The 25847-nt window shown below is 38.0% G+C and carries 21 protein-coding genes; 10 read left to right on the forward strand and 11 right to left on the reverse strand.

All coding sequences use genetic code 11. The features are described from left to right. Nucleotides 1-26 precede the first annotated feature (26 nt). Nucleotides 27-1625 (reverse strand): sensor histidine kinase, encoded by a 1599-nt coding sequence (locus tag HC728_RS05120; RefSeq protein ID WP_005420238.1) that lies wholly within the window; start codon nucleotides 1623-1625, stop codon nucleotides 27-29. A gap of 219 nt (nucleotides 1626-1844) precedes the next feature. On the opposite strand from HC728_RS05120, the gene HC728_RS05125 reads away from it, so the two are divergent. Then, the gene (locus tag HC728_RS05125) at nucleotides 1845-3593 is read left to right on the forward strand and encodes a formate--tetrahydrofolate ligase (protein WP_190395186.1); all 1749 of its coding nucleotides are present in this window, start codon (nucleotides 1845-1847) and stop codon (nucleotides 3591-3593) included. Between the two features lie 103 nt (nucleotides 3594-3696). Next, on the forward strand, nucleotides 3697-4197 hold the full coding sequence (locus HC728_RS05130; protein WP_005420240.1) for a YfbU family protein: 501 nt from the start codon (nucleotides 3697-3699) through the stop codon (nucleotides 4195-4197). Between the two features lie 192 nt (nucleotides 4198-4389). Here HC728_RS05130 and HC728_RS05135 read toward each other — a convergent pair whose 3' ends face one another. Then, nucleotides 4390-5451, reverse strand: a complete 1062-nt coding sequence (locus tag HC728_RS05135) for a porin (RefSeq protein ID WP_012532902.1) — start codon at nucleotides 5449-5451, stop codon at nucleotides 4390-4392. 497 nt (nucleotides 5452-5948) lie between these two features. Here HC728_RS05135 and rlmA point away from each other — a divergent pair, with 497 nt between their 5' ends. Both rlmA and HC728_RS05145 read left to right on the forward strand, forming a co-directional pair. Then, nucleotides 5949-6758, forward strand: coding sequence for a 23S rRNA (guanine(745)-N(1))-methyltransferase (rlmA, locus tag HC728_RS05140; RefSeq protein WP_005420242.1), 810 nt, complete (start codon nucleotides 5949-5951; stop codon nucleotides 6756-6758). A gap of 260 nt (nucleotides 6759-7018) precedes the next feature. Further along, the gene (locus tag HC728_RS05145) at nucleotides 7019-7621 is read left to right on the forward strand and encodes an outer membrane beta-barrel protein (RefSeq protein WP_005420244.1); all 603 of its coding nucleotides are present in this window, start codon (nucleotides 7019-7021) and stop codon (nucleotides 7619-7621) included. On the opposite strand, the gene clcA is transcribed toward HC728_RS05145, so the two are convergent. After that, the gene (gene clcA / locus HC728_RS05150; protein WP_005420245.1) at nucleotides 7604-9010 is read right to left on the reverse strand and encodes a H(+)/Cl(-) exchange transporter ClcA; all 1407 of its coding nucleotides are present in this window, start codon (nucleotides 9008-9010) and stop codon (nucleotides 7604-7606) included. The genes HC728_RS05145 and clcA overlap by 18 nt on opposite strands. A 276-nt stretch (nucleotides 9011-9286) precedes the next feature. Continuing rightward, the gene (gene lpxM, locus HC728_RS05155; protein ID WP_012534109.1) at nucleotides 9287-10228 is read right to left on the reverse strand and encodes a lauroyl-Kdo(2)-lipid IV(A) myristoyltransferase; all 942 of its coding nucleotides are present in this window, start codon (nucleotides 10226-10228) and stop codon (nucleotides 9287-9289) included. Between the two features lie 78 nt (nucleotides 10229-10306). Between lpxM and HC728_RS05160 the strand changes: the two genes are divergently transcribed. Continuing rightward, on the forward strand, nucleotides 10307-10732 hold the full coding sequence (locus HC728_RS05160) for an HIT domain-containing protein (protein WP_054775862.1): 426 nt from the start codon (nucleotides 10307-10309) through the stop codon (nucleotides 10730-10732). Nucleotides 10733-10805: 73 nt separating this feature from the next. Here the strand turns inward: HC728_RS05160 and HC728_RS05165 are convergent, their stop codons facing one another. Further along, on the reverse strand, nucleotides 10806-11066 hold the full coding sequence (locus tag HC728_RS05165) for a YfcL family protein (RefSeq protein ID WP_012533551.1): 261 nt from the start codon (nucleotides 11064-11066) through the stop codon (nucleotides 10806-10808). Between the two features lie 7 nt (nucleotides 11067-11073). Further along, a complete protein-coding gene (locus HC728_RS05170; RefSeq protein WP_190395187.1) occupies nucleotides 11074-11604 on the reverse strand; it encodes an elongation factor P hydroxylase in 531 nt (176 codons plus the stop codon). Nucleotides 11605-11793: 189 nt separating this feature from the next. Here HC728_RS05170 and HC728_RS05175 point away from each other — a divergent pair, with 189 nt between their 5' ends. Together HC728_RS05175 and HC728_RS05180 are read left to right on the forward strand one after the other, a co-directional pair. After that, complete coding sequence (locus tag HC728_RS05175; protein ID WP_012533618.1) at nucleotides 11794-12327, forward strand: MgtC/SapB family protein; 534 nt, start codon at nucleotides 11794-11796, stop codon at nucleotides 12325-12327. Between the two features lie 105 nt (nucleotides 12328-12432). After that, nucleotides 12433-13074, forward strand: coding sequence for a trimeric intracellular cation channel family protein (locus tag HC728_RS05180; protein ID WP_011262334.1), 642 nt, complete (start codon nucleotides 12433-12435; stop codon nucleotides 13072-13074). Nucleotides 13075-13237: 163 nt separating this feature from the next. Here HC728_RS05180 and aroC read toward each other — a convergent pair whose 3' ends face one another. Continuing rightward, nucleotides 13238-14323, reverse strand: coding sequence for a chorismate synthase (gene aroC, locus HC728_RS05185; RefSeq protein ID WP_011262335.1), 1086 nt, complete (start codon nucleotides 14321-14323; stop codon nucleotides 13238-13240). Between the two features lie 559 nt (nucleotides 14324-14882). Next, a complete protein-coding gene (gene prmB, locus HC728_RS05190) occupies nucleotides 14883-15815 on the reverse strand; it encodes a 50S ribosomal protein L3 N(5)-glutamine methyltransferase (RefSeq protein WP_005420259.1) in 933 nt (310 codons plus the stop codon). Nucleotides 15816-15867: 52 nt separating this feature from the next. On the opposite strand from prmB, the gene smrB reads away from it, so the two are divergent. Beyond that, nucleotides 15868-16401: an endonuclease SmrB gene (gene smrB, locus HC728_RS05195; protein WP_005420263.1), complete on the forward strand. Its 534-nt coding sequence runs from the start codon at nucleotides 15868-15870 to the stop codon at nucleotides 16399-16401. A gap of 63 nt (nucleotides 16402-16464) precedes the next feature. Here the strand turns inward: smrB and sixA are convergent, their stop codons facing one another. Beyond that, nucleotides 16465-16935 carry a phosphohistidine phosphatase SixA gene (sixA, locus tag HC728_RS05200; RefSeq protein WP_026029401.1) on the reverse strand — a complete coding sequence of 157 codons (471 nt, stop codon included), beginning with the start codon at nucleotides 16933-16935 and terminating at the stop codon, nucleotides 16465-16467. 244 nt (nucleotides 16936-17179) lie between these two features. Between sixA and HC728_RS05205 the strand changes: the two genes are divergently transcribed. Further along, a complete protein-coding gene (locus tag HC728_RS05205; protein WP_190395188.1) occupies nucleotides 17180-19957 on the forward strand; it encodes an insulinase family protein in 2778 nt (925 codons plus the stop codon). 67 nt (nucleotides 19958-20024) lie between these two features. On the opposite strand, the gene fadJ is transcribed toward HC728_RS05205, so the two are convergent. Both fadJ and fadI read right to left on the reverse strand, forming a co-directional pair. Further along, a complete protein-coding gene (gene fadJ / locus HC728_RS05210) occupies nucleotides 20025-22124 on the reverse strand; it encodes a fatty acid oxidation complex subunit alpha FadJ (RefSeq protein WP_190395189.1) in 2100 nt (699 codons plus the stop codon). After that, entirely contained in the window at nucleotides 22124-23452 is a 1329-nt protein-coding gene (fadI, locus tag HC728_RS05215; RefSeq protein WP_190395190.1) for an acetyl-CoA C-acyltransferase FadI, read from the reverse strand. The genes fadJ and fadI overlap by 1 nt, the downstream gene beginning before the upstream one ends. Nucleotides 23453-24334: 882 nt before the next feature. Here fadI and HC728_RS05220 point away from each other — a divergent pair. Further along, nucleotides 24335-25585 (forward strand): outer membrane protein transport protein, encoded by a 1251-nt coding sequence (locus HC728_RS05220; RefSeq protein ID WP_063644737.1) that lies wholly within the window; start codon nucleotides 24335-24337, stop codon nucleotides 25583-25585. Nucleotides 25586-25847 lie beyond the last annotated feature (262 nt).

Genomic DNA, 25847 nt, shown 5'->3' on the forward strand with positions numbered 1-25847 from the left:
ATTTCCTTTTGCTTATATATCGGCAATTAAGACAACTTTTTGGGTAAATAAATCGTCATGACGGTGCCTGCTTCAATCTCACTACTTACAGTCAATTCACCTCGGTATTGCTCAACTAATTGATGAATCAAATGCAAACCAACACCACGCCCGTGCTCAGATTTCGTTGACACACCTTTTTGCGTCAGTTGCTCTAACGTCAGTGAATCAGGCAAACCGCAACCTTTATCTTCAACTTCAATAATGACTTCTTGGCCAATATCCGTAATGCTCACGATAACTGGAGAATATGGGAGTTCTTGTTTTGTTAATGTCGCATCAAAAGCGTTATCAATAAGATTACCAATGATCGTCACTATGTCTTCCGCACGAATATGCTCCGGTAACGTATCAAGCTGTGTTCCTTCTTCTATGTCTAACGTAAGTCCTAATTCTCGCGCTCTTTCACTTTTTCCAAGGAGTACCCCTGCAATCATTGGCTCTGAAATACTTTCCCTTAAAAACTCAATTAATTTTTGATAGCGTAAACTTTCTTGTCCTATAATTTGCTGAACTTCTTCTATTTTCCCTAATTGGATTAACCCACTAATTGTATTCAATTTATTTCGGTGTTCATGAGTTTGAGAACGAAGCAAGTCTGCATATTGTTTTACTTGGGATAATTGACTCGTCAGTTCACTGATTTCATCTTTACGTCTAAAGCTAGATACCGCACCAATCACCTTACCATCCATTTGGATCAACTCTCGGTTAGCAATCACAGCCTGCCCATTCAAAAGTAGCTCAATATCATGTTCAGATTTATGTGTTACTAACAACTTAGTCAAATCACTGTCCGGTAATACCTGAACAAACGGTTTATTTATTGCGATGTTGGCGTCAATTCCCAATATCTCACAGGCACTGTTATTAATTGAACGTAATTTCCCGTCAGCATCAATACTTAATACGCCTTCTCGTAACGTCGATAATGTTACTTGTTGTTCTTTATATAGGCGACCGAACGCTTCAGGCTCAAATCCAAAAATTGATTGTTGAAAACGCCTAGCAATAAAGTTTGCGATAATGGCATTAGCAAAAATAACCAATACCGCCATGCCCAAGAAAAAACCAAGGAAATGAGACACTTTGGTATCAATACTCGTAAGCAAATACCCAACAGAAACGACCCCAATAATATTACCGTCTAAATCAAATATTGGCGTTTTTCCTCGAACAGACTTTCCCAGTGAACCTTTTGCGTATGACACATAAGATTGCCCAAATTGCAAAGCTTGCTGGTTATCACCTCCTTGCATTGGTTTGCCTATTCTCTCTTTTATAGGATGAGCAATCCGGATCCCATCAATGTTACCAACCACTATAAATGCAGCGCCAATTGATGATCGCAAACGTTCTATTTTATTTTCAATTAATCTCGGAGCATTTTGCTCAACAGCTTTAATAACTAATGGAGACTGAGAAATAAATCGAGCAATACCAAGTGCTTTTTCACCACTGTCTTGTGATTCCCAATGCTTGATATATAAAAAAGCACAAAAAGATAAAATCAATAACTTCCCTATACCTGAAATCGTCATAACGGATAATAAACGACGCCGGAAACTTAAGTTACGCCAAGACATGAATCGCTATTCCTTGCTTATAAAACTGACAATAAATCGTATCACAAACCATTAACCTAATCTTAAAGCTTGCTCATACTCTTGATCACACCTTATAAATAATTCAGTCAATTCTGAGTTATTTTTATGGAATAGATTCTGTATCACCTCAATTATGTGGTATAAAAAGCACGCTTTCTTTTCTGATGTTTTAACTACTTCCTATAGGTTCCCGTTATTATGAAAAGCGATATTGAAATCTGCCAAACTGCGACACTTACACGAATGAAAACGATTGCGTCAAACTTAGGGCTGCATGATGATGACATTACTCCGCAAGGTCCATTTAAGGCAAAAGTAAATATCGACGCCTTAAAACGATTAAAAACAGAACCAAATGGTAAGTTAATTTTAGTAAGTGCTATCACTCCGACACCACTTGGTGAAGGTAAGACAGTGACCACAATCGGACTTGCGCAAGGGCTGGCGAAATTAGGGGAATCTGTCAGTGCTTGTATTCGACAACCATCAATGGGACCTGTTTTTGGTGTGAAAGGAGGAGCTGCTGGTGGTGGTTACAGTCAAGTTGCTCCAATGGAAGAGTTAAACTTACATTTAACTGGTGACATTCATGCTATCACTGCTGCTCATAATCTAGCTTCTGCTGCCATTGATGCTCGTATCTATCATGAACAGCGTTTAGGTTATGACGTTTTCTCAGAAAAAAATGAGTTACCCGCTTTACGTATTGACCCTGAACGCGTGGTCTGGAAGCGTGTAATGGACCACAATGATCGTGCTCTTCGCATGGTAACCATTGGCAAAAATGAAGATGGCAAAACCATTAATGGCTATGAGCGTGAAGATGGATTTGATATTACTGCAGCTTCAGAATTAATGGCTATCTTAGCACTTGCAACCGATTTACAAGATTTACGCCAACGAATTGGTCGTATTGTTGTTGCTTATAATTTAGATGGTGAACCAGTAACAACTGAAGATTTACAAGTCGCTGGTGCAATGACGGTAACCATGAAGTTTGCAATTAATCCAACATTGATGCAGACATTGGAAGGTGTACCTACCTTTGTTCACTCTGGACCATTTGCAAATATTGCCCACGGTAACTCATCAATCATTGCTGATAACATCGCTTTAAAATTAACGGATTATACCGTTACCGAAGGTGGCTTTGGCTCAGATATGGGATTCGAAAAAGCCTGTAATATCAAAGCACCGTTATCAGAAAAATCACCAGATTGTGCGGTTTTAGTCGCAACATTACGTGGTATTAAAGCCAATTCAGGTCTATTCCCTCTATCACCAGGCCAATCGCTACCTAAAGAATTATTTGCTCCAAATAAAGAAGCATTAGATGCGGGTCTTGATAACTTATTATGGCACATCAATAACTGTGCTAAATACGGTTTGCCTGTCGTTGTCGCTATTAACCGATTCCCGGAAGACACTCAAGAAGAGCTAGATTCATTATTAAATTGGGTTTCTAATTTAGACATGAATGTCGATGTAGCAATTAGCGAAGCGTTTGTTAAAGGCGGTAACGGTACATTAGAGTTAGCTGAAAAAGTAATTAAAGCGTGTCAACAAGAGACACAATTTACTCCTTTATATACTTCTGAGATGAACCTATTCGATAAACTTAATGCTGTGGCAATAAAAGGTTATGGTGCTGAACGAGTCGAATTATCAGAAAAAGCCCAGCAACAATTAGCGACATTTGAAAAATTAGGTTACCAATCATTATCTGTCTGTATGGCAAAAACACCTGCTTCTATTTCTACAGATGGAAATATCAAAGGTGCGCCAACGGATTTTGTTGTGCCTATCAGAGAATTAAAACTCTGTGCAGGTGCTGGCTTTATCTATGCATTATGCGGAAATGTAATGACAATGCCGGGGTTACCAGAAAAGCCAGCATTCATGAATTTGGATATTGATGGCGATGGTAACATCGTTGGATTAAGCTAAGATCACATAACTTAATGTAGATCATGTTCTATGTGTTACATTTACTGTTAATCTAGCTTCAACTTTTTATACAATTTTAATTATAATTTTTGAGGTTATCCTAATGGATATGACAAATGCTCAACGCTTAATCCTTTCAAACCAGTACTACTTAATGTCTCAAATGGACCCTGCAAATGCAGAAAAGTACAAACGCCAACAACTGATTGTTGAACGTGGTTATGAATTACAAATTCGCGAACTTGATAAAGACTTTGGCTGCATTACAGAAACAGAATGTCGTGAAATTATCGACTTCATGGAGATGTACCATGCAATGCAAGAGTCTTACAATATGCTTTCTGAAGAATGCCAAGCAAAAGTAGATGCTCGCCGTCTTCAATTCTTAGGTTTTGATATTGCAACTGAAGCACAACAAGTAAACTATGTTCGTTTCTTAACAAGCTCGGAAGGCTTATACCCTCAGTTTGATAAAGCAGACCACCACTTTAATAGCCAAATGCCAATGCTTGATAAGTACCGTCGTATGCTAACAACATGGCGTAACTGTCCTCGCCAATATCACCTATGTTCAACGGAATTAGCGCAAATTTTTAACGCATAATTCAGCTAACATGAAACCAATTTGAATCCTCGCCTTTGCGGGGATTTTTTATACCCGCTATACACTCACAAAACTAATAAACAAAAAAATCCTCACTGACGGATCAGTGAGGATTGAGCTTCTAACCTGATTGATAGTTAACTAAAAATCCACCCTTATAGATTAACAGTTGTATCAATATTATTGGTCAGATTAGAATTCATAGCGAAGACCTAAGTGGTAGTAATCTTCTTCAGCGTTATTCCACGTCATAACAGCTGGAGCTCCCAGTCCTGTTCCATTTTCACCGTTACGCATTACATAGCTTGTGTAAATAGAAGAACGAGCCGTTAAGTGATATTGAACTTCTAATGTTGTATCTTTGTACTCTGTTTCATCACCACCAGTATTCTCTAGTGCACGGTAGCCAGCACGAGCTGTCCAATCATCATTAATGTTATATACAGCAGTTAACTCGTAACTCTTATCTTTAGAAGTACCCGAGATACCTTGCCCTTCAATTTCATCTTGGTTATACATTGCACCAAGTGTTAATGCATTTAGTTTATATTGAAGACCTGCGCCCCAGAAAGTGTAATCACGGTTTGCATTGCTACCTGTATCACCAGTGCTGTTCGCTTGATATGCTGCAATTGGGATTAATTGACCAGCATCACCCATATCAAATGTGTAACGAGCTGCGGCATTGTAAGAGCCATCTTGATTAGACTCAGAGTTACCTAAAATGTAAGCAACAGACATATCAAAAGCACCAAAGCTGTTTTGATACTGAATTGTACCGTCTTGACGGAAAGTTTGAGCCGCTGAGTTATCAACAAGTTCTAACTGACGACCTAAAATTACATCAGATGCAGCAAATACATCACCTACATCAGAAAGCATGATAATCCCAGATGCAACGCGGCCGAAAGTTACTTTACCCGCTTCAGATGCATCAATACCAGCCCAAACATAACGAGGAGTGAAACTGTTATCTGTACCACGTTGCTCTGCTGCACCAACTGAATATTCTGCCCAACCAATTACAGAAACTTTATCATTAACTACTTGAGAGCCACCAAGACCAATACGTGCATCAAAATTACCAACAGCATCGCCATCTTCACCCATACCAGCACGGTCAGTAATATTGAAACCTAAACGGCTATATACATCGATTGTCGAACCATCTTCTGCTGTATATACAGTTGCAGCTGATGCTGAGCCAGCCATTAATAGTGCTGGTACCGCTAGTGCTAAAAGTGTCTTTTTCATGTTCTATACCCTATATATTTAAATTTTATATTGATTTGATGGTTCTTTTAATGAACACCAAACTCAAGAATTCTTGCATTCCATACATGTTTTCTGAATCCGTTGACAACAATCATGCAATATTAATTCGCATCACAAAATTAATAGGGGAAATAATTTGAAGGGGCTCAAAAACACAGCACATAAAAAAACAAAAAATATTTTAAAACATATAGATATGAAGAATTGATAAATTTAACTTTTAGGAAAATTTGCCTCCAACTTGTTTTACGTCACAAAATAACACTTATAAAAGAAAGCTTATGGTGATCAAAATCACTCTATTTTTACAACAAAAAAGGTCTTATTAGCTTCTATTAGGAGGTGTATTTGAAGTGAATCACATTATTAATTTTGAGAGTAAAAATAAATAGACCAAAATTATTTTCACTGATAGTTCTTTTTATTCAATAAACGAACCAGTACACTGCTGCTTCTCTTTAATTCTAGGTATGGTTATGTCTTATCAATGTCCTTTGTGCCAGCATGAGTTGCACTTTTCTAACAATCAATATCGTTGTGAAAACAATCATCAATTTGATAACGCGAAAGAAGGTTATGTAAACCTAATGCCTGCTCATCACAAACGCTCTAAAAATCCAGGCGATAATAAAGAGATGATGCAAGCAAGACGCGCATTTTTAGAAGCTGGGCATTACCAACCAATGCAGCAAAAAGTTGCTGATTTATGTCAACAGTATGTCACCAGCGATTCAGCCTCTTTACTGGATATTGGTTGTGGTGAAGGTTATTACACCTCCAAAATAGCAGCTCAACTGGATGGTAAAGAAGCACAGGTATTTGGTTTAGATATTTCGAAAGTAGCTATTAAGTATGCAGCGAAAAGATATTTAAACTGTAAATTTAGTGTAGCTTCAAGCCATCGTTTACCTTTTGCAGATCAAAGCTTAGATGGCGTTGTTCGCATCTATGCTCCTTGCAAGGGCGAAGAATTGCATCGTGCAATTAAAGATGGAGGCTACCTATTTACAGTAACCCCTGCAGGCCATCATCTATATGAATTACGTGAAGGGGTTTATGGTGATGTTCGCTTACACGATGAAGAACCAGAAAATATAAATGGATTTGAACTTATTGAAGAGCAGAAATTAACTTACCATATGCAATTAAATGGTACAGAAGCGTTACAGCTGCTTGATATGACGCCATTCGCTTGGAAAGCAACTTCTGAGTTTAAAATGAACCTAAAAGCGTTAGAAAACTTCAATTGTAAAGCCGATTTCATGATTCGAGTTTACAAAAAATAGCCTTATCTCAAAAATAAGACACCACATAATCCTATGATAAATAAGGAATTATGTGGTGTTTTTTATTTCCCTGTCGAAAAACCCTCAAGCTTGTTCTCATTTTTAAAGCATTCCTGTCTACACTATAAAAACGCAGCGTGAAAACTTGATGTAGATCACAATACATCGATAAAACAAACTTTATCGAACTTCAAAGAGCATTATTTGGAGAGCTATTGTCTGGTCTGATACTTACATAATAATCAATATGGATGAATCTTATGAAGTACTTACTTTCTTGCGCATTGCTGCTTATCTCTTGTAACTGTTTTGCTAAATTTGATGGTCTTTATCTATCATCAGGCTTGGCTAAATCATCACTTACTCTTAACGGTGCTGAAATTGATTTAGATGACGGATTATTTATTAAAGCAGGCTACCCATTTATGCTTGCTCCAGAGTATTACCTTATTGTTGAACTTGAATACAATAAACTGGGTGATTATGAACATCATTATTCAAATGGCGCTAATTACGACAACACAGAGGTCGAAGCGAGCTCTATAGGAGCAAACTTAAAATACCAATCTTATTTGTTTGATACAGAGTTTTACCTAGCAAGTATTTTAGGTGTACATCAATATTCTTTAGACTTAATGGTTGATACGTATTCTCAAAATACGCTAAATGGAAAAACAATTACCACAACCATTACGGGTGAGAATTCAATTAGTGAAGTAGGTTTATCGTATGGAGTTGAACTAGGATACTCGCTGCCCTACTCTCTAAATATTGCAGCGAGTTATACAATGGGACGTATTATTGCTAATGGGATCGGAATAGACTTTATTACCAGTCAGGTTACATTAAGTTACGTCTTTTAAAGGATTTTGGTGATCTGCTCTTAACTCTTTATCTTTAACTAACGATTGTTTCAATAAGGCAGAATAAAGGGGTTGACCACCCAAAGCCTGAGCAATAAACGTTGCGCCTAATGTCGTTACCAATAAAGGTAAGATTAATTGGTAATTATTGGTCATTTCCACAACAAGAATCACACCAGTCACAGGGGCTCTAACCGTTGCAGCAAACAGTGCGCCCATACCAGCAATAGCGTAAACACCTGGTTCAGCTATCCAACCAGGGAACCAAGCTGACATCACTACACCATAAGATAAACCAAGCAATGTACCTAAAGCTAACATTGGCGCAAAGATACCACCGGGTGCACCCGATGAAAAACAAGCAACAGTTACAATAACTCGAAGAACAAAGAAACCTACCATAATTATCCAAGTCATTGGGCTGTAGAACATTTCAGTAATGATCTCCATACCACTGCCCGATAGCTTAGGGGCAACTAAATGCAATAATGAAAATGTTGCACCAAAAATCGCCCCCATAAATACAATTCGAGATAGCTTATTTTGATGATATTTTTTAACTTTAGCAGTCCCTTTTAAAATCCATTTATTAAAGTTAACCCCTATAATGCCAAAAATAATCCCTAGAATTGCAAACAAGATAAGCGATCTTAGTGGTGGAACTTCAAAACTTGGTATCGTTAAAAAGGCCTCTTGTCCATGTAATGAACGCATGACAATCGTTGCAACCGCCGTTGCCAATGTCACACATTTAATTGAGGTAATGTTATATCTAAATTGTGGACGCATCTCTTCAACGATGAAAAGAATACCTGCTAATGGCGCATTAAAAGCTGCAGCCAAGCCAGCAGCAGCACCAGCAGCAGTTAATATATGTGAAGAATGGCTGAATCGTTTACCTTTACAAGCAACCATTCGACCAACTGCACCACCAATTTGTATAGATGGACCTTCACGTCCTAACACCATACCTGAGCCAATGGTTAATGTACCGGCTATAAATTTAACAGGTAATACTCGATGCCAACGAATCTCATGAGTGCCATCCAATGCACCCTCAATGTGTGGAATACCACTACCTGCTACTTCTGGGGCAAATTTAAACGTTAACCAAAAACCTACCGCAGCCATTGCAGCGCCAGCAACTACAGCACCAACAGGGGCAATAAATTCAGAGTATGGAAGCGAATCAAGAAAATGTAAGCGTTGTTCGCCAATTAATCGAATAGACGCTTCGAACATTGCAACAACAGAACCAGCAATACCGCCAACTAGAGCAGATAAAAACAGCAGTGCATAGTAATCAGTTTGTGTGGTTAAAAATTTTGGGGTTGTGCGATGTTTAAGCATCCCACCTTGAAAGAAACGAAAATTGGGTGATTTTGGCATTTATCGAATCAACTTAGCACTTAAAGAGCATTGGCAACATTATTAGAATAAAGATCACAAATAATTATACGCTTCAGCAGCCGATAGACCCTAACCATTTACAAAAACTTAGATTGATTAAATGACCAAGATCGACCTTTGATATAAATCAAATAAATAACTCCTAGTTATTCTGTTACAAAACAAATAACAATAATTCCCATGAGATATAAAAAGCCCGCAGAATGGTGTAATTCTGCGGGTTTCAAATAAAAGTAAAAGCTTAATAACAAAAAATTAATACAAACGGCTACCGTCTGGACGAGAGCGTAGTAAGTTTAATACCCACATATATTGCTCAGGGCGCTCAGTAACTAATTGTTCAATTGCAATATTCATTGCTCTAGCATCTGTTTCTTCATCACCAGATGGGAAATCAGCGATAGCAGGCAAAGTAATAATTTCAAACTGACCTGTTTCAGAATTATAAGATGGCAACATTGGTACTACTTTCGCTTTTGATAAGCGAGCCAGTTTACCAAACCCTTTTAGTGTCGCTTTTTGAGTCGCAAAGAAAGGAACAAATACGCTATTTTGGGGACCATGATCTTCATCTGGTAGGTAATAAGCTAAGTAGCCCTCTTTGATCGCCTTAATTAACGGTTTAATACCCGCACTACGAGCATAGATCTTACCGCCATATTGCATTCGCTGAACGTGCATTAGCCAGTCTGTAATTGGGTTTTTCTGTGGTTTCATCATAGTGGTTACATGATAACCACGAGAAGCTAATAAGATAGCTGGAAAATCAATAGCCCACGCATGAGGTGCTAAAATAATGATGTTTTCTTTCTGTTCAAGTAAAGGAAATAAATTATCTCCTCCCACAAAAATACCACGTTTTTCATTATGCTTACGGCTACGAACAAGCAACTCAGAAAAACCAAGCATAACTTGAGCACCCGTAATATAAGTATCTTCAAGTAGTTTCTGTTGCTCTTGTTCTGATTTTTCAGGAAAACAGGTCGCAATATTTAACTTAGCACGCTTAATACCACCACTTGGTTTCTTAAGTACTAATTTAACGATTTTCGCTGCTAATTTGTCACGTAATCGAAATGGAATAAAAGCCAAAATAATAGCAAAACCAATCCCAAGCCACGTTGGCCAGTATCTAGGATGAAGGAATGCCCATTGAAAAGTTGGGTTATAAACGTTTTTATCGATTTTTTCAGTCATGAATTGCTTCACTGTCTCATTATTATAAGTGAGTTATGATATAACAAAGCATTGCTGATAGAAACCTAGGAGATAGGGATGGCTTTCCAATTACACCCACGTTTGCAACAAGACTGTATTGTTTTAGGAAATTTACCTTTATGTAAGGTACTTTTAATTAAAGAAGATATTGGCCCTTGGTTAATTTTGGTACCAAGAATTGAAGAGTTAAAAGAAATTCATCACATGACTGATGAGCAACAGATCCAATTTATTAAAGAATCAAGTGCGGTTGCTCAACTATTAGAAGATAATTTCTCGCCTGATAAAATCAATATCGGTGCATTAGGTAATTTAGTGCCTCAACTGCATATTCATCACATTGCCCGCTTTACTACTGATGTCGCTTGGCCGGGACCTGTATGGGGGAATACAACGGGTATTATCCGTGCGCAATCTTCTCAAACTCAACTAGTTGATCTACTAAGAGATAAGCTAAGTAATATTACAGGCTTTAAGGGCTAAATTTATATAAGAAACAAAAAAGGCAGTGATCTCTACACTGCCTCTATTTACTAACACTTATTCTTCATATTCATTAAGCGTGTTGTAATTCATCCCACAGCTCAGCAACAATAATACGGTCTGCTGGAGATAATTCTGATTTTGCTTTTTCAAGACTATCATTAATATGACTTTTTAAGATCTCGATATCGTTAATACCTTGCTCTTCGCAATTAGCTACTGATAACGAAATATGACCACGTAAGTAGCCACCTGCAAATAACTCATCATCAGATGCCGATTCAATTCGAGCATCAATTAATTCAAGCATTTTTTCTTCAAATTCAATGATCATCTTTTTCCTATTGGACAATAAATTGTTCTTTAGTTAATGGGGCTATTTGATAAAACTCGCGCAATGCATTAGACAGCATATCAACTCGTGGTGGTAATCCACTATCTAAAATTGCCATTACTTCATTATGTACTTTTGCCATGAATGCTAAACGATCTGGTTCAAAATCGCCATTCAAGTTATCGCAGCTAACGTTAAATTTTAATCCTGCGCTTAATGACAAAATCCATTCATACGCTTGTGGTCGAATTTCAACTTTTTCAAACTCAGCTTGCACTTGTTCTGTACGTCCATCAGGCTCATACCAGTAACCGAAATCTTCCAATAATCGACGTTCAGGTCCAGCAACACACCAATGTGCTATTTCATGCATACCTGATTGATAGAAACCACGAGCAAAAATAATACGATGATAAGTAAATTCATCATCAGCAGGTAAATAGATAGGTTCATCACCACCAAGCTCAAGCTTAGTGTTGAAAGAATCATAAAAGGTATTATTAAAAATAGAGATTAAATCTTGGTATTGGTGCAACATGCCACGAGCTTCAAATTATAAATTGAACGACATTCTACCGCATGAATATTAAAAGACATATGTAGATAAATTTTTTTTATCTTCTTTTTCAAAATTATTCATTATGTGTAAAAAGATCGAACTGATACTCTCCGCAAAAATTACCTATGTGAATTATTTTATCCCTTTTTATTTGGAGCTATCAAAGCTGTGAATGACATCACTTTAGATTTAACCCAATTACTCGATTTAGGTCCTTTTTCTTGGACTGCGATTTTTGCTTGTGCATTTAATGGCTTTCTTATTGGCACAGAGCGCCAAACACGTGGAAAACCTGTAGGAATAAGAACCTCAATTTTAATTATTTCGGGCACTTACTTCTTTCTTGCTATGGCGGTATCGCTATCACCAAATACATTAGATCAAGCAAGAGTATTAGGACAAATTATTACCGGTGTCGGTTTCCTAGGCGCAGGTGTAATGATGACTCTTGATGGAAAAATACATGGCGTAACGTCTGCGGCCATTATTTGGGTACTTGCAGCTTTAGGTATGATGATAGCACTAGGTTATATACAGCAATCCATCATTATTACTTTATTAGCTCTGTTCGTATTGTTAGGGATTGATAAGCTTGAAAATTCGTTCAAAAGTTTACGCCGTGGTGTACACCAAAAAATTCTAAATATCAGAACACACAAACCAAAAGCTCAAAAAATAGACATTAGACATAATAAAAACTAATCCGAATTAATTCAGAATAGTTTTTTTCATTCGTCATTAGTCGTTTAATTACATAAAATCTGTGGCTTCTTTTTTCGCCTACTTGGCACGTTACGGTATTAGAAAATGTTATTAACAATTCTTTATATTATTGGGATCACCGCTGAAGCTATGACAGGCGCATTAGCTGCCGGTAAGAAAAAAATGGATTGGTTTGGCGTAATGCTGGTTGCAAGTGTAACTGCGATTGGCGGTGGTACTGTACGAGATATCCTTCTTGGACACTACCCTATCGGATGGGTGAAAAACCCACAGTTTCTAGTAATTACGTGCATTGCGGGTGTATTAACTACTTGGATCGGCCCATGGGTGGCTAAGAACCATCGCTTCTTTGTTTTACTTGATGCGATTGGCCTTATCGTATTTAGTATCATCGGCTCTCAAGTTGCGTTAGATATGGGACTACACCCACTAATTTGTGTTGTTGCTGCTATCGTAACTGGTGTATTCGGCGGTTTACTTCGTGATCTTTTCTGTCGCCAACAACCTATGGTATTACATAAAGAGCTATACGCATCCGTCTCTTTATTATCTGCTGTTTTATACATTGGCTTACTTCATTTTGGCGTTGATGAGCTAATTACCACGATTGTCACTATCGTTATTGGTTTCTCTGCACGTATGGCTGCAGTTAAATTTGGTTGGTGTTTACCAGTATTCCACTTGGATATTGGAGAAGAGCAACCAGAAACGATTGAAAAAAGATAAACCCTAAAGAGACTCGATTTTAGGGACGAGTAAGATCAGAAAGAGCCAGATTGAATATAACGTCCAATCTGGCTCTTTTTATTTATGTCAGTAGTAGAGACTATTCTCTCCGCTTTTAACTCGCTCTTGCTCGTCCCTAAAAACTAGTCCCTATCTCCTACAACTAAATCTTAGGCGTTTCTGTTTGAACACCAAAGTTTTGTCCACGATGACGTACTAAGTGATCCATTACAACAATCGCTAGCATCGCTTCTGCAATTGGTACAGCACGAATACCAACACATGGATCATGACGACCTTTAGTTATCAATTCTGTTTTTTCTCCGCTGCGAGTAATGGTTTCACCCGGAACCGTAATGCTTGACGTTGGTTTTAAGGCAATATGAGCCACAATATCTTGGCCAGATGAAATACCACCTAGAATACCACCTGCATGATTTGAGCTAAAACCTTCAGGCGTTAAAGGATCACGATGTTCAGAACCACGCTGATTAACCACTTCAAAACCATCGCCAATCTCAACGCCTTTAACAGCGTTAATCCCCATAAGGGCATGAGCAACATCTGCATCTAAACGATCAAATACAGGCTCACCTAAACCAACAGGAACGCCTTGCGCTACAACCGTGATCTTTGCTCCAATAGAGTCGCCTTCTTTCTTTAATTTACGAATAAGCTCATCAAAAGCATCAACTTTACTCGCGTCAGGACAGAAAAAAGCATTATTTTCAATTTCATTCCAATCAACAGAATCGATCGATACATCGCCCATTTGTGATAAATAAGCTCGAATCTCAATACCAAACTCTTGCTTCAAATACTTTTTAGCTACTGCACCTGCTGCAACACGCATAGCCGTTTCACGTGCCGAAGAGCGACCACCACCACGGTAATCTCGTTGCCCATACTTCTGATGGTAAGTGTAATCAGCATGACCTGGACGGAATTTATCTTTTATCTCAGAGTAATCTTTAGAGCGTTGATCTGTATTTTCAATTAATAGACCAATAGAAGTACCCGTTGTTTTTCCTTCAAAAACACCAGATAGAATCTTCACTTCATCCGCTTCGCGGCGTTGTGTGGTGTATTTTGATGTCCCCGGTTTACGACGATCAAGATCAACTTGTAAATCAGCTTCGGTTAATTCCAAACCTGGAGGGCAGCCATCAACAATGCAGCCTAACGCTAACCCGTGGCTTTCACCAAACGTCGTTACTCGAAAATGTTGTCCTATAGAATTTCCAGCCATTACTTCCTCTGTAAATATAAGTGATTAGTCATCATTCACCTGACTAACAATCAGTTCTTAATAAAACCATATTGGCTTGAATCGTATTGAGAGTAAACCCCTATCCCAAGGTTTATCTTTCAGTTATTGGATTTTTTAATTTTCATTCTTTTTTGCCACCTTAACCTTACAACGGCAAAATGTGACCGCCATTCCAAAAATATGGTAATATAACTCTCAGATTGAAGAATAAATGAATTTAAAAAACTTAAAACTTGCTATTAAAAATAAAAATTGAACATTTTTGATACAAAAAAGCAAAAGTTTTCAATTTTACTGTCGATATAATTATCAGTAGCAAGTAATTGGCACTAATCCTGCTATATACAATATGTAGTTAATTTAATGGATATCAATTCAATGAAACTGATTCGTTTAGTTAAAAAAGCATTAAGTAAGAAGCATTCAAGTCAAAAACAACAAGAACTTCGCAGACGACTGGATTTTGCAATGTCACAAAGTAAACAAGCATAAAAAAAGCCCGATGTTTCCATCAGGCTTTCATTTAGATTAATTTGATTTAGTCGCGATAAAGAGCAAACTCATCAGCACAATCAAGAAGTTGCTGTTTAGTTAACATGAATACACCATGTCCACCTTCCGCAAACTCAATCCAAGTAAACGGAATGTCTGGGTATTGCTCCATCATATGAACCATAGAGTTACCCACTTCACAGATTAAGAAACCGTTATCCATTAAATAATCTGGTGCATTTGCTAAAATACGGCGAACTAACTTCAATCCATCAGTACCTGCAGCTAAGCCTAATTCAGGTTCATGCTCAAACTCTTCCGGTAAGCTGTTCATGTCTTCTTCATCCACATAAGGTGGGTTAGAGACAATAAAGTTATACTGATCTTTAGGAATATCACGTAATAGATCTGAACGAATTGGGAACACTTGTTGCTCCATACCATGATCTTGAACATTTTGTTCAGCAACCATTAGCGCATCCGTCGAAATATCAATCGCATCAACTTCCGCATTTGGGAACGCATGAGCACACGCAATCGCAATACAACCACTACCCGTACATAAATCCATAATACGTGTAGGCTCTTCGGTTAACCACGGTTCAAATTGTGTTTCAATCAATTCTGCAATTGGTGAACGAGGCACAAGTACACGTTCATCAACAAAGAACTCAAGACCACAGAACCACGCTTTATTCGTTAAATAAGCGGTAGGAATACGTTCATTAATACGACGAACAACACGCTCAACAATACGTAAACGCTCTGTTGACGTTAAACGTGATTCACGAACATGTGCTGGTACATCAATTGGCAAGTACAGTGTTGGAAGCACAAGTTGAACAGCTTCATCCCACGCATTATCTGTACCATGACCATAAAAAAGACCTGCGGCATTAAAACGACTTACCGTCCAACGCAACATATCTTGTAACGTATGAAGCTCAGCAACTGCCTCTTCTACAAAAATCTTATCCAAAATTGCCCCCAAAACAAGTTATAATACTGCTGTTAATTATTGGAATTTAAAAATGAGCAAAAACGACCACCTATCAGATGACGAACTTTCGCTGTTCCGTGAAGCAGTACAAGGCTCTAAAAAGTTGCAACAGGATACCATAATCCATCAACCGAGTAAGAACTTTAGCGACCTTCAACAGCAAAGAAAATCATTAAAAGAAGGGAAAAATGAAGAGTTTTTCTTTTCTGATGAATTTGTACCACTTCTGAGTGAAGATGGTCCGATCCGCTATGCCCGTGATGACGTATCAAAATACGAAGTAAAACGCTTACGACGTGGTGTATACGTACCTGATGTATTTTTAGATATGCATGGTATGAAACAAGATGAAGCCAAGCGTGAATTAGGCTCTATGATTGCTTATTGCCTTAAAGAAAATATCTCTTGTGCGAGTGTTATGCATGGTATTGGCAAACATATTCTTAAACAAAAAGTACCTCTATGGTTAGCCCAACATCCCGATGTAATGGCTTTTCACCAAGCCCCTCTAGAGTTTGGTGGTGCCGGTGCCATTCTAGTATTACTCTCAATACCTGATAGATAAAAAAAGATCCCACAGCCACTCAGCTCTGGGATCTTTTTTATTTCAGGTATTCTTTATCGCGACTTATGGTTGTTGTAACCAAAGCAGCTCACTTTTCCCGGTTGTATATGAATATTCAACACAAGACATTGCTGATGTTGGGAACATCGGAGGCATAATTCCCGGAACAAAATCAGCTGTAAGATAGCCAACTAATGGCAAGTGAGATACCAACAAAATATTCTCAATATCCTCAACGCTACCCAAGGCTTTTACATATTCAACCACATCATCTGAATCACCATAAGGAGTAATGTCTTCACATATTTCTACTTTGGCATCCGTCACATTCAAAATTGGCTTAATCGTATTCCACGTTTGTTGTGCTCGCACATAAGGACTAACTAATACATAATCAAATTGTACTTTATGTTCAGCCATCAACCATTGCGCTATTTTCGCAGATTGGCTTTCACCATGAGCGGTTAAATTGCGCTCTTCATCTGAAGGTGCATAAGCTTCTGCCTCACCGTGACGCATTATGAATACTTTCATTTATTCATTCTCAAATCATTACTAACTTCACAATAGTAGCAAGCAATAGTAAAAATAGGAAAGAGAGAGTTTGCTAGTCTGTGGTATCAGCGCCATAATTGATAAAATAATTATACAAATAATGTCAAAAGAGTTAGCCATTATATTCAATTGGTTATCTTATTATTGATAACCATAGTTAAACTCTGCATTCAATAATTGACTATAAAAATAAAGTCCTTACGCCTTAAAACAGGAGCACCCTGTGCATATCAGTCCGAATGATAAAAAACATTACCGCTTAATTGAGCTTGATAACAAATTGCCTGTCTTGCTCATTCAGGATGAAACAGCACCACGCTCAGCCGCCGCCCTTTCTGTTAATGTCGGTCACTTTGATGATCCTGATGATCGACAAGGCCTTGCTCACTTTTTAGAGCATATGCTGTTTCTTGGTACACAAAAATACCCAAAAGTTGGGGAATTCCACTCTTTCATTAATCAGCAAGGTGGCTCTAATAACGCATGGACAGGAACCGAAAATACCACCTTCTTTTTTGAAGTCTCGCATTCAGCGTTTGAAGAAGGACTGGATCGTTTTGGTCAATTTTTCTACGCCTCTTTATTCAATGAGGAAGCTGTAGATAAAGAACGTAATGCCGTTGATTCAGAGTATAAACTCAAACTAAAAGATGACGTTCGCCGTATTTATCAAGTTCATAAAGAAACCGTTAACCAAGCCCACCCTTTTTCTAAATTCTCCGTTGGTAGCATTGACACATTAGCAGATAAAAAAAACTCATCTATTCGTGATGAAATGCTCGCTTTTTATCAAGCACATTATTCTGCCGATTTAATGACTGCCGTTGTACTTGGCAATCGCCCTCTTTGTGAGTTAGAGCTATTAGCAACTCAATCTTTTGCATCCATCCCTAATCAAAACCTTGGACATAAAGAAATTAATGTTTCTTATGTCACACCAAAAGAACAAGGTTGCTGGATTAACATTGAACCACTAAAAGAAGTTAGAAAGCTAAGTCTTGCTTTTCATTTACCGAATCAAGATCGTTTTTATAAAACAAAACCGCTTAACTATCTTGGGCATCTACTTGGCTACGAAGGTGACGGTAGCTTAATGCTTTACCTGAAAAAATTAGGGTATATTCACTCATTGACTGCTGGTGGTGGGGTAAGCGGAAGTAACTTCAGAGAATTTACTCTTTCTTTTAACCTAACCGAAAAAGGCATGCTTCATCTTGATGAGATCATTCTCAATACTTATCAGTATATTGAATTGATTAAACAGCAAGGTCTTGATGAGTGGCGCTACAATGAAAAGAAAGCGGTATTAGAATCTGCATTTCAATTCCAAGAAAAAACTAAACCTCTTGATTTAGTCAGCCACTTAGTTATGAATTTACAGCGTTATCATAAAGAAGATGCCATGTACGCTGATTACATGATGGAAGGTTATCACGAACAACACGTTCTCGATCTGCTTGAGCAATTTACTCCTGAAAAAATGCGAGTCACGCTCGTCGCTCAAGATTTACAATATGATCGTAAAGATAAGTGGTATCACACCCCTTACTCTATTCAGCCATTAAGTGAAGCTCAAATAAAGAGTTGGAGCCATGCTGAACTGCATCCTGAACTTCATTTGCCAGAGAAAAACCCTTATATCTGCTATGAGTTAGAGCCTCAAGAATTAAATGAAACCACCGCTCTTCCAACATTACTTGAAGATCTACCTGGTTTTCGCCTATGGCATAAACAAGAAGAAGAGTTCCGAGTCCCAAAAGGCATGGTATACATTGCAATAGATAGCCCACATGCCATTTCTGATCCAAGAAAAATAGTAAAAACACGCTTATGTGTCGAAATGCTTATGGACGCACTCAGTGAGCAAACTTACCAAGCTGAAATTGCAGGAATGGGGTATAACCTATATTGCCATCAAGGAGGCGTAACATTAACGCTTTCTGGCTTTAGTCAAAAACAGCCCTTATTACTGGATGTGATATTAAAACGTTTTTCTACACGTGAATTCAGCGCTGAACGATTTGAGTTTATAAAAAATCAATTGATCCGTCATTGGGGAAATGCATCAAAAGAACGTCCAATTTCACAGCTTTTCAATGCATTATCTGGGATTTTACAACCAAATAACCCTCCATACCCTGTACTTCTTGAAGCATTAGAAAGTATTGAAGTGGATGATTTACCGAATTTTGTTCAAGCTATGTTCGCGGAATTGCACGTTGAGATGTTTGTCTATGGCGATTGGACTAAAGAACAAGCATTGGAATTAGGTCGTTCTTTAAAAGATACCCTACGAATGCAAAATCAAACTTATGGCGAATCATTCCGTCCATTGGTGATGCTTGGGGAATCAGGAACATTCCAAAGAGAATTAGTCTGTGATCATTCTGATTCTGCGCTTTTAGTTTATTATCAATCTCCGCAAGAAGATCCTCGCAGTTTTGCCCTTTATACTCTTGCAAACCATTTAATGTCGGCTTCCTTTTTCCATGAGATCCGTACAAAGCAGCAATTAGGTTATATGGTAGGAACAGGAAATTTACCTCTTAATAAGCATCCTGGATTAATTTTATACGTACAATCCCCAATGGCACCACCCGCTATTTTGCTTGATGCTATTGATGAATTTTTAAATGCTTTCTATATGGTTTTATTAGAGTTAAATGAGCACCAATGGCAATCCAGTAAACAAGGGTTAATCGATCAGATATCAGCTCCTGATACAAATCTACGAAGTCGAGCTCAACGTTTATGGACATGCATAGGAAATAAAGACACGAATTTTGATCATAAAGAGCGTGTCACTGAAGAGCTTAAGAGTTTAACGAGAATTGAAATGATCCGTTTTGTCGTTGGCATATTAAAACCAAGAACAGCGAATCGTTTAATCATGCATTCTCAAGGAACGGAACATCAGCAATATGACCGCTTAGATGTTGGCTTTGAAATTGATTCCATTGACCAATTTCAGCTCAGAAAAAAAGACATCAACCTCGGTTAATAATCTAAAATTCACGTCATAAAAATAAGGCCATCACAACGATGGCCTTTTAATTACATTGGTGTTATTACTCAATAAATCGATCACCGTATTTATCGGCATAGTTTCTCATTAAGGTCGCTAATTTCTCTTCCCCTAACGTATTCATATAAGTAAAAGGACCACCTAAAAATGGTGGGAAACCAATACCAAAAATAGCACCGATATCACCATCTCTTTCAGAAGCGATTATTCCTTCATCTAAACAACGTTTTGCCTCTGCCAACATAGGTAATACACAACGCATTGCGATTTCATTTTTGCTTAGTTGTGACTGCGGCTTGATATTTAATAAGGTATAAACCTCTTGATCAGGTTCTTTCTTTTTCCCTTTATAAACATAAAATCCACGTTTCGTTTTTTTGCCTAATCGCTTATCGTCTATTAATGTTTGAAATACATCAGGACTTCGGAATCTATCCCCTAATTCCGCCTCTAATATCGGCATAATTTTCGCACCAATATCTACTCCAACTTCATCTAATAATGAAATAGGTCCAACGGGGAATCCGAAATCCAATAAGGCTTCATCAAGCACCTCAATGGGTTCTCCTGCAAGTAACAGACGTGCCGCTTCATTCATATAAGGCGCAAGGATACGATTAACATAAAAGCCCGCAGAATCCTTTACAACAATAGGTGTTTTACCTTGTTGCTTAGCCAAAGCCACTACAGTTGAAATAGTTTCATCACTGGTTGCTGCATGGGGAATTACCTCAACCAATGGCATTTTTTCAACTGGACTAAAATAGTGTAAGCCAACAATGTTTTCAGGCTTTTGTGCTCCTTCGGCTATTTGGCCTATAGGAAGCGAAGACGTATTGGTTGCAAAAATAACGTCTTCTTTGCCTTGTTCTTGTACTGCTTTTACCATCTCTTGTTTTAGGTTTAAATCTTCAAATACGGCTTCAACAACCACATCTAACTTTTTAAAACCGTCAAACTCCGTCACTCCAGTTAGTTGCAACATTTGCTGTTGTAATTGCGCTTTTGAAATAATTCGGCGCTTTCTCAGCGTATCTAATCGTTGATAGTGATATTGGTAAGCATTAAGTAATCCATCATTATTGATGTCTTTTATTGTTACTTTCTTTTTCGCTTTAGCAATAGAAACATGGGCAATACCTCCTCCCATTAATCCACCACCTAGTACCCCAACATAATCGATGGATTTAGGTTCAGCGTCACTGCCTTTTTCCTTTTTCATCTCTGTCATGGTAAAAAATAAAGAGCGTAATGCCGCCGATTCTGGCGTCATGGCCAATCGAGCAAATTGTTCAGCCTCTCGTTGTAATCCTTTTTTCATCCCTTTATCTAAACCATGCTCGATACTATCTAAAATAGCGACAATGGCAGGATAATTACCACGAGCTTTTTTCTGTACTTGTTTTTCCGCTTGCGAAAAAATGACATTACGTCCTAATGGATTTCGAGATACCCCCCATTCTTTTGCACTCAATTTACGTTTCGCTTTTTTCTTCAAAGCAAAGTCCGCAGCTATACGAGACAAAATAGTATGAGGAACAGAAGCATCTACTACGCCTAATTTCAGTGCTTTTTTAGGTCTTAATTGCTTACCCGTTAAAATAATATCCAAACTTGGCAGTAACCCAATTAATCGTGGTAATCGCTGAGTTCCACCTGAACCTGGGAGTAACCCTAATTGAACCTCAGGTAAACCGAGTTTGGTTTTATTGTCATCACTACAAATACGATAATCACATGCTAAAGCTAGCTCTAATCCACCTCCTAGGCATGGACCATGTATTGCTGCAACCGTAGCAAATGGAAGATCTTCAATCCGCTGAAATAATTGCTGTCCTTTTTCAGCCAACGCTTGTGCTTCTGAGGCATTTTGGCAATTAGCTATCATATTAATATCAGCGCCTGCGATAAAATTATCGGGCTTACCTGATTTAATCACTAGTCCTTTAATGTGTGCTTGTTGCTCTTCAATCTCATCTAAAACTTGAGTCACTTGCTCAGCAAAAGCGGCTTGGAGTGTATTCATTTTTTCATTCGGAACATCGATGGTTAACCATGCAATTTGGTCATCATCTTTAGTCCATGCAAATGCACTGGTATTTTTAACGGCTTCAAGCGTATTATTTTTCGTTTCTAACGTCATTATTCAACCTCCAACACCATTGCTGCACCTAAACCACCAGCGGCACAAGCCGTATTTAATCCTAATCCACCACCACGACGTTTTAATTCTCGTAATGTTTGAATGATCATTCTGGCTCCTGTTGCTGCAAATGGATGCCCATAGGCTATTGACCCACCAAGGACATTAAATTTCTCCATATCAATTTCGCCAATGGCTTTATCTCTACCTAAACATTCTTTAGCAAATTTGTTTGAAGCAAACATTTTCACATTTGAAAGGGTTTGTGCTGCAAAAGCTTCATGCATATCAATTAAGGTAAGGTCTGATAATGAAATTCCCGCTTTATCCAAGGCCATTGGTGTCGCATAAGATGGTCCCATTAACATATCGTGATGTACATCTATCGCACTGAACGCAAACGAACGAATATAACCTAATGGTTCATAACCTAATTCTTTTGCTCGTTTTTCACTCATTAATAATAAAGCGGCGCCACCATCCGTTAATGGCGTACTATTAGCTGCAGTGACTGAACCATATTTACGATCAAACGCAGGGCGCAATTTGGCATAACTTGCTAGTTCTGAATCATGACGAATATTATTATCATGATCTAACCACGCGGTATAAGGTTCAGGGAAAGCGGTCATTACTTCATCTTGAATAAGCCCATCTTTCCATGCTTTGGCTGCAAGTGTATGTGAACGATGTGCTAATGCATCTTGTTCTTCACGTGTTATTCCATGACTTTTAGCCATTTGTTCTGCAGTTTGTCCCATAGAAATTCCCGTTGAATACTCAGCGACAGCAGGAGGAACAGGAGCAATGTCTTTTAATGATAAAGTGCGAAGAAGTGATAACTTTTGGTAAACGGTTTTTGTTTTACTAAGAGCGAGTAAAGTAGAAGCTAACTTTTTAGAGACACCAATAGGCAATACAGAGGAAGAATCTGCACCACCAGCAATACCAATATCAATCGTGCCGGCCATAATACTTTCCACTACATTAGCTGTAGTTTGAAAGCTCGTTGCACAAGCTCTAGTCACACTGTAAGCATCAGTACCTATATTCATCCCCGTACCCAAAACAATTTCGCGAGCAATATTCGGAGCTTCTGGCATTTGTACCACTTGGCCAAACACGACTTGATCAATTAATTTAGGGTCAATATCCGTTTTATCCATTAATGCCTTTACCGCTAACTTACCAAGATCTACAGCAGGTGTAGTGCTGAATGCTGTAGATTGTTTAGCAAACGGAGTTCGAATACCTGATACAACAGCAATACGATCACCTTGTCGTGTCGTTAACGGTTGATACTTACTTGAATTTAAGCTATTTGACATTGCTTCTCCTTGCATACATCAAAGGTGGTCAGACCTCAAATTGTAACCAAGTTGTTAATAAGATATAGTGATGATAATCACAGGCTCATCATAGAATAATGAATTTGGTCATGGGCTTAATTAAACGATAAATAGCAATACTTTTATTGGTATATAAATTTCGAGGTTATAGATAAGATATTAAGGAGGTTTTTGATCTAATTCTGTTTTTTTGGTAAAAAAAAACCACATCAGTCGATGTGGTCAGAATAAAAAACAATTAACGAGTAGCCAATTGTAAAAATCAGTTTCACCTGATAAGGAGAAAGTAAAGTCAGCCTTCAAAAGGAAATGTTATCTTGCTCAACGGGTTGATTACTCAACCAGATAACGAGATTAACTATAACGTTAATCTCAATTCATTTATTGAAATAGATCAATTTTATGTTCTTTTACTACTTTTTGGTCTTATGAATACAAAACCCACCTTCCGTTCATCAAACTGATATTTTTTCCTCATCATAAAATTAAAATACAAAAACGGGTTAAAAATCACGATTTTTCATTTAGTTAACCATTTTTTTGACGCCCAGTTAGAGCATAAGCTCTACTTTGACTTAAATAAACAATCTATAACTTTAAAATCAACAAGTTATAAATAAGAAAATAAAAATTAAAAAGCACAAAAAATAGAGTTAATGCTCTATTAACATCAATTAGAATGCCATTTACGAACAAATCACGCCCAGATCACGAATTTTAACGATTTTTTTCGCAGTGGTCGGATTTGTCGTCTATGCTCAGATCGTTATTATCTCGCCATCGAGATTTAAGTCTCAACTAAATAAATCTTTTCAGTCTTGAGAATTGAAAGGAAATAACAATACACGGAATATAATAATTATGAATAAGAAGCGTCTGTTTTCAAAAACACTTCTAGCAGCAACCATCACTCTTGCAACACAACAAGCTACTGCTGCCGGTTTCCAACTAAACGCACAATCAGCAACAGGCCTAGGCCGTGCATTTGCTGGTGATGCTGTAATCGCTGATAACGCCTCTGTAATGGCTCGTAACGCTGCTGCAATGGCTCTTTTTGATTCATCACAATTTTCTGGCGGTATCAACTACATCAAAACTGATATTGAAGTAAGTGATGTAAAATATGCAGGTCAATTAGCTGGTGGAGCTCCTATTGATGATGTAAACAATAGTAGCGGCACACCAGTTCCAAATATCTATTATGTACATCGTTTAAATGACAAATGGGCATTCGGTGCTGGTATTTACTCTAACTTCGGTACTGAAAATAATTTTGATGATAGTTTTGGTAAAGGATCAGGTAATGGTCTAGCAACAATTCCTGACGCTACTGTTTTTGGTGGCACCACTGAAATTAAAAGTGTGAACTTCGCTCTTGCTACTTCATACCGCATTAATGAGCAATGGAGTGTCGGTGGTGGTTTAGATATTATCTATGGCACAGGAACTCTTAAAAGAGAAGTCGTAATGACTAATCCTGCAACTGGTGATGAATTAGCTAGACAAAGTGCTGTAGATATTGATGCTTCTGGTACTGGTATTGGATTTAATCTTGGTACTGTTTATGAATTAGATGAACGTAACCGTTTCGGTTTCTCATACCATTACAGCCCTGAAATTGAAGCAGAAGATGGGAATCAAAAGGTAACACTACCTCTTCCTGACATGATTGAATTTTCTGGTTACCACGAAATCAAAGACACTAAATTTGCAGTGCATTACTCTGTTCAATACATTGGTTGGAGTGACTTTGATAAAATTGAATTCACCAATAACCCAAGCGGTCTAAGTGAGAGCGTATATGATTGGCAAAATGGCATGCACTACGCAATTGGTGGTACTTATTTCCTAAACGACGCATGGACATTACGAGCAGGCTACATGTATGACACAGCAGCTCAAGATGAACTAACATCGATTTCTGTACCTGATTCAGATCGTCAGTGGTTCTCAGCAGGCTTTAGCTACCACTTTGAGAAAAAACATACAGTTGACTTCGGCTTTACTTACCTAATGGGTGATGATGTTGATGTTAGCGAAGATGATGTTCTAACAGCAACAACACACGCAGATGCAATTCTTGCTGGTGTTCAGTACAGCTACAGCTTCTAAGATTCATTCTTAAAAGTATCAATTCAAAAGGTCAGCGTATGCTGGCCTTTTTTGATCTTGAAAAAACAGTATTTAGGACGCTTCGCTTCAAGGGGCTAGGGGCTAGGGGCTAGGAGCAAGTAAGAGCAGACAACCTCCTCTAACTCCCCCTTCTATTTACTTTATCGATCATCATGACTCATCAATCAAGGGGGAGAACCTTCTTTGATACTATACGTTCAGCGAGCTGAATCCTGCTCTTCCTAAACTCTAGTCCCTAAAA

It is taken from the genome of Aliivibrio sp. S10_S31 (genome assembly GCF_014694495.1).
Lineage (GTDB): Bacteria > Pseudomonadota > Gammaproteobacteria > Enterobacterales > Vibrionaceae > Aliivibrio > Aliivibrio fischeri.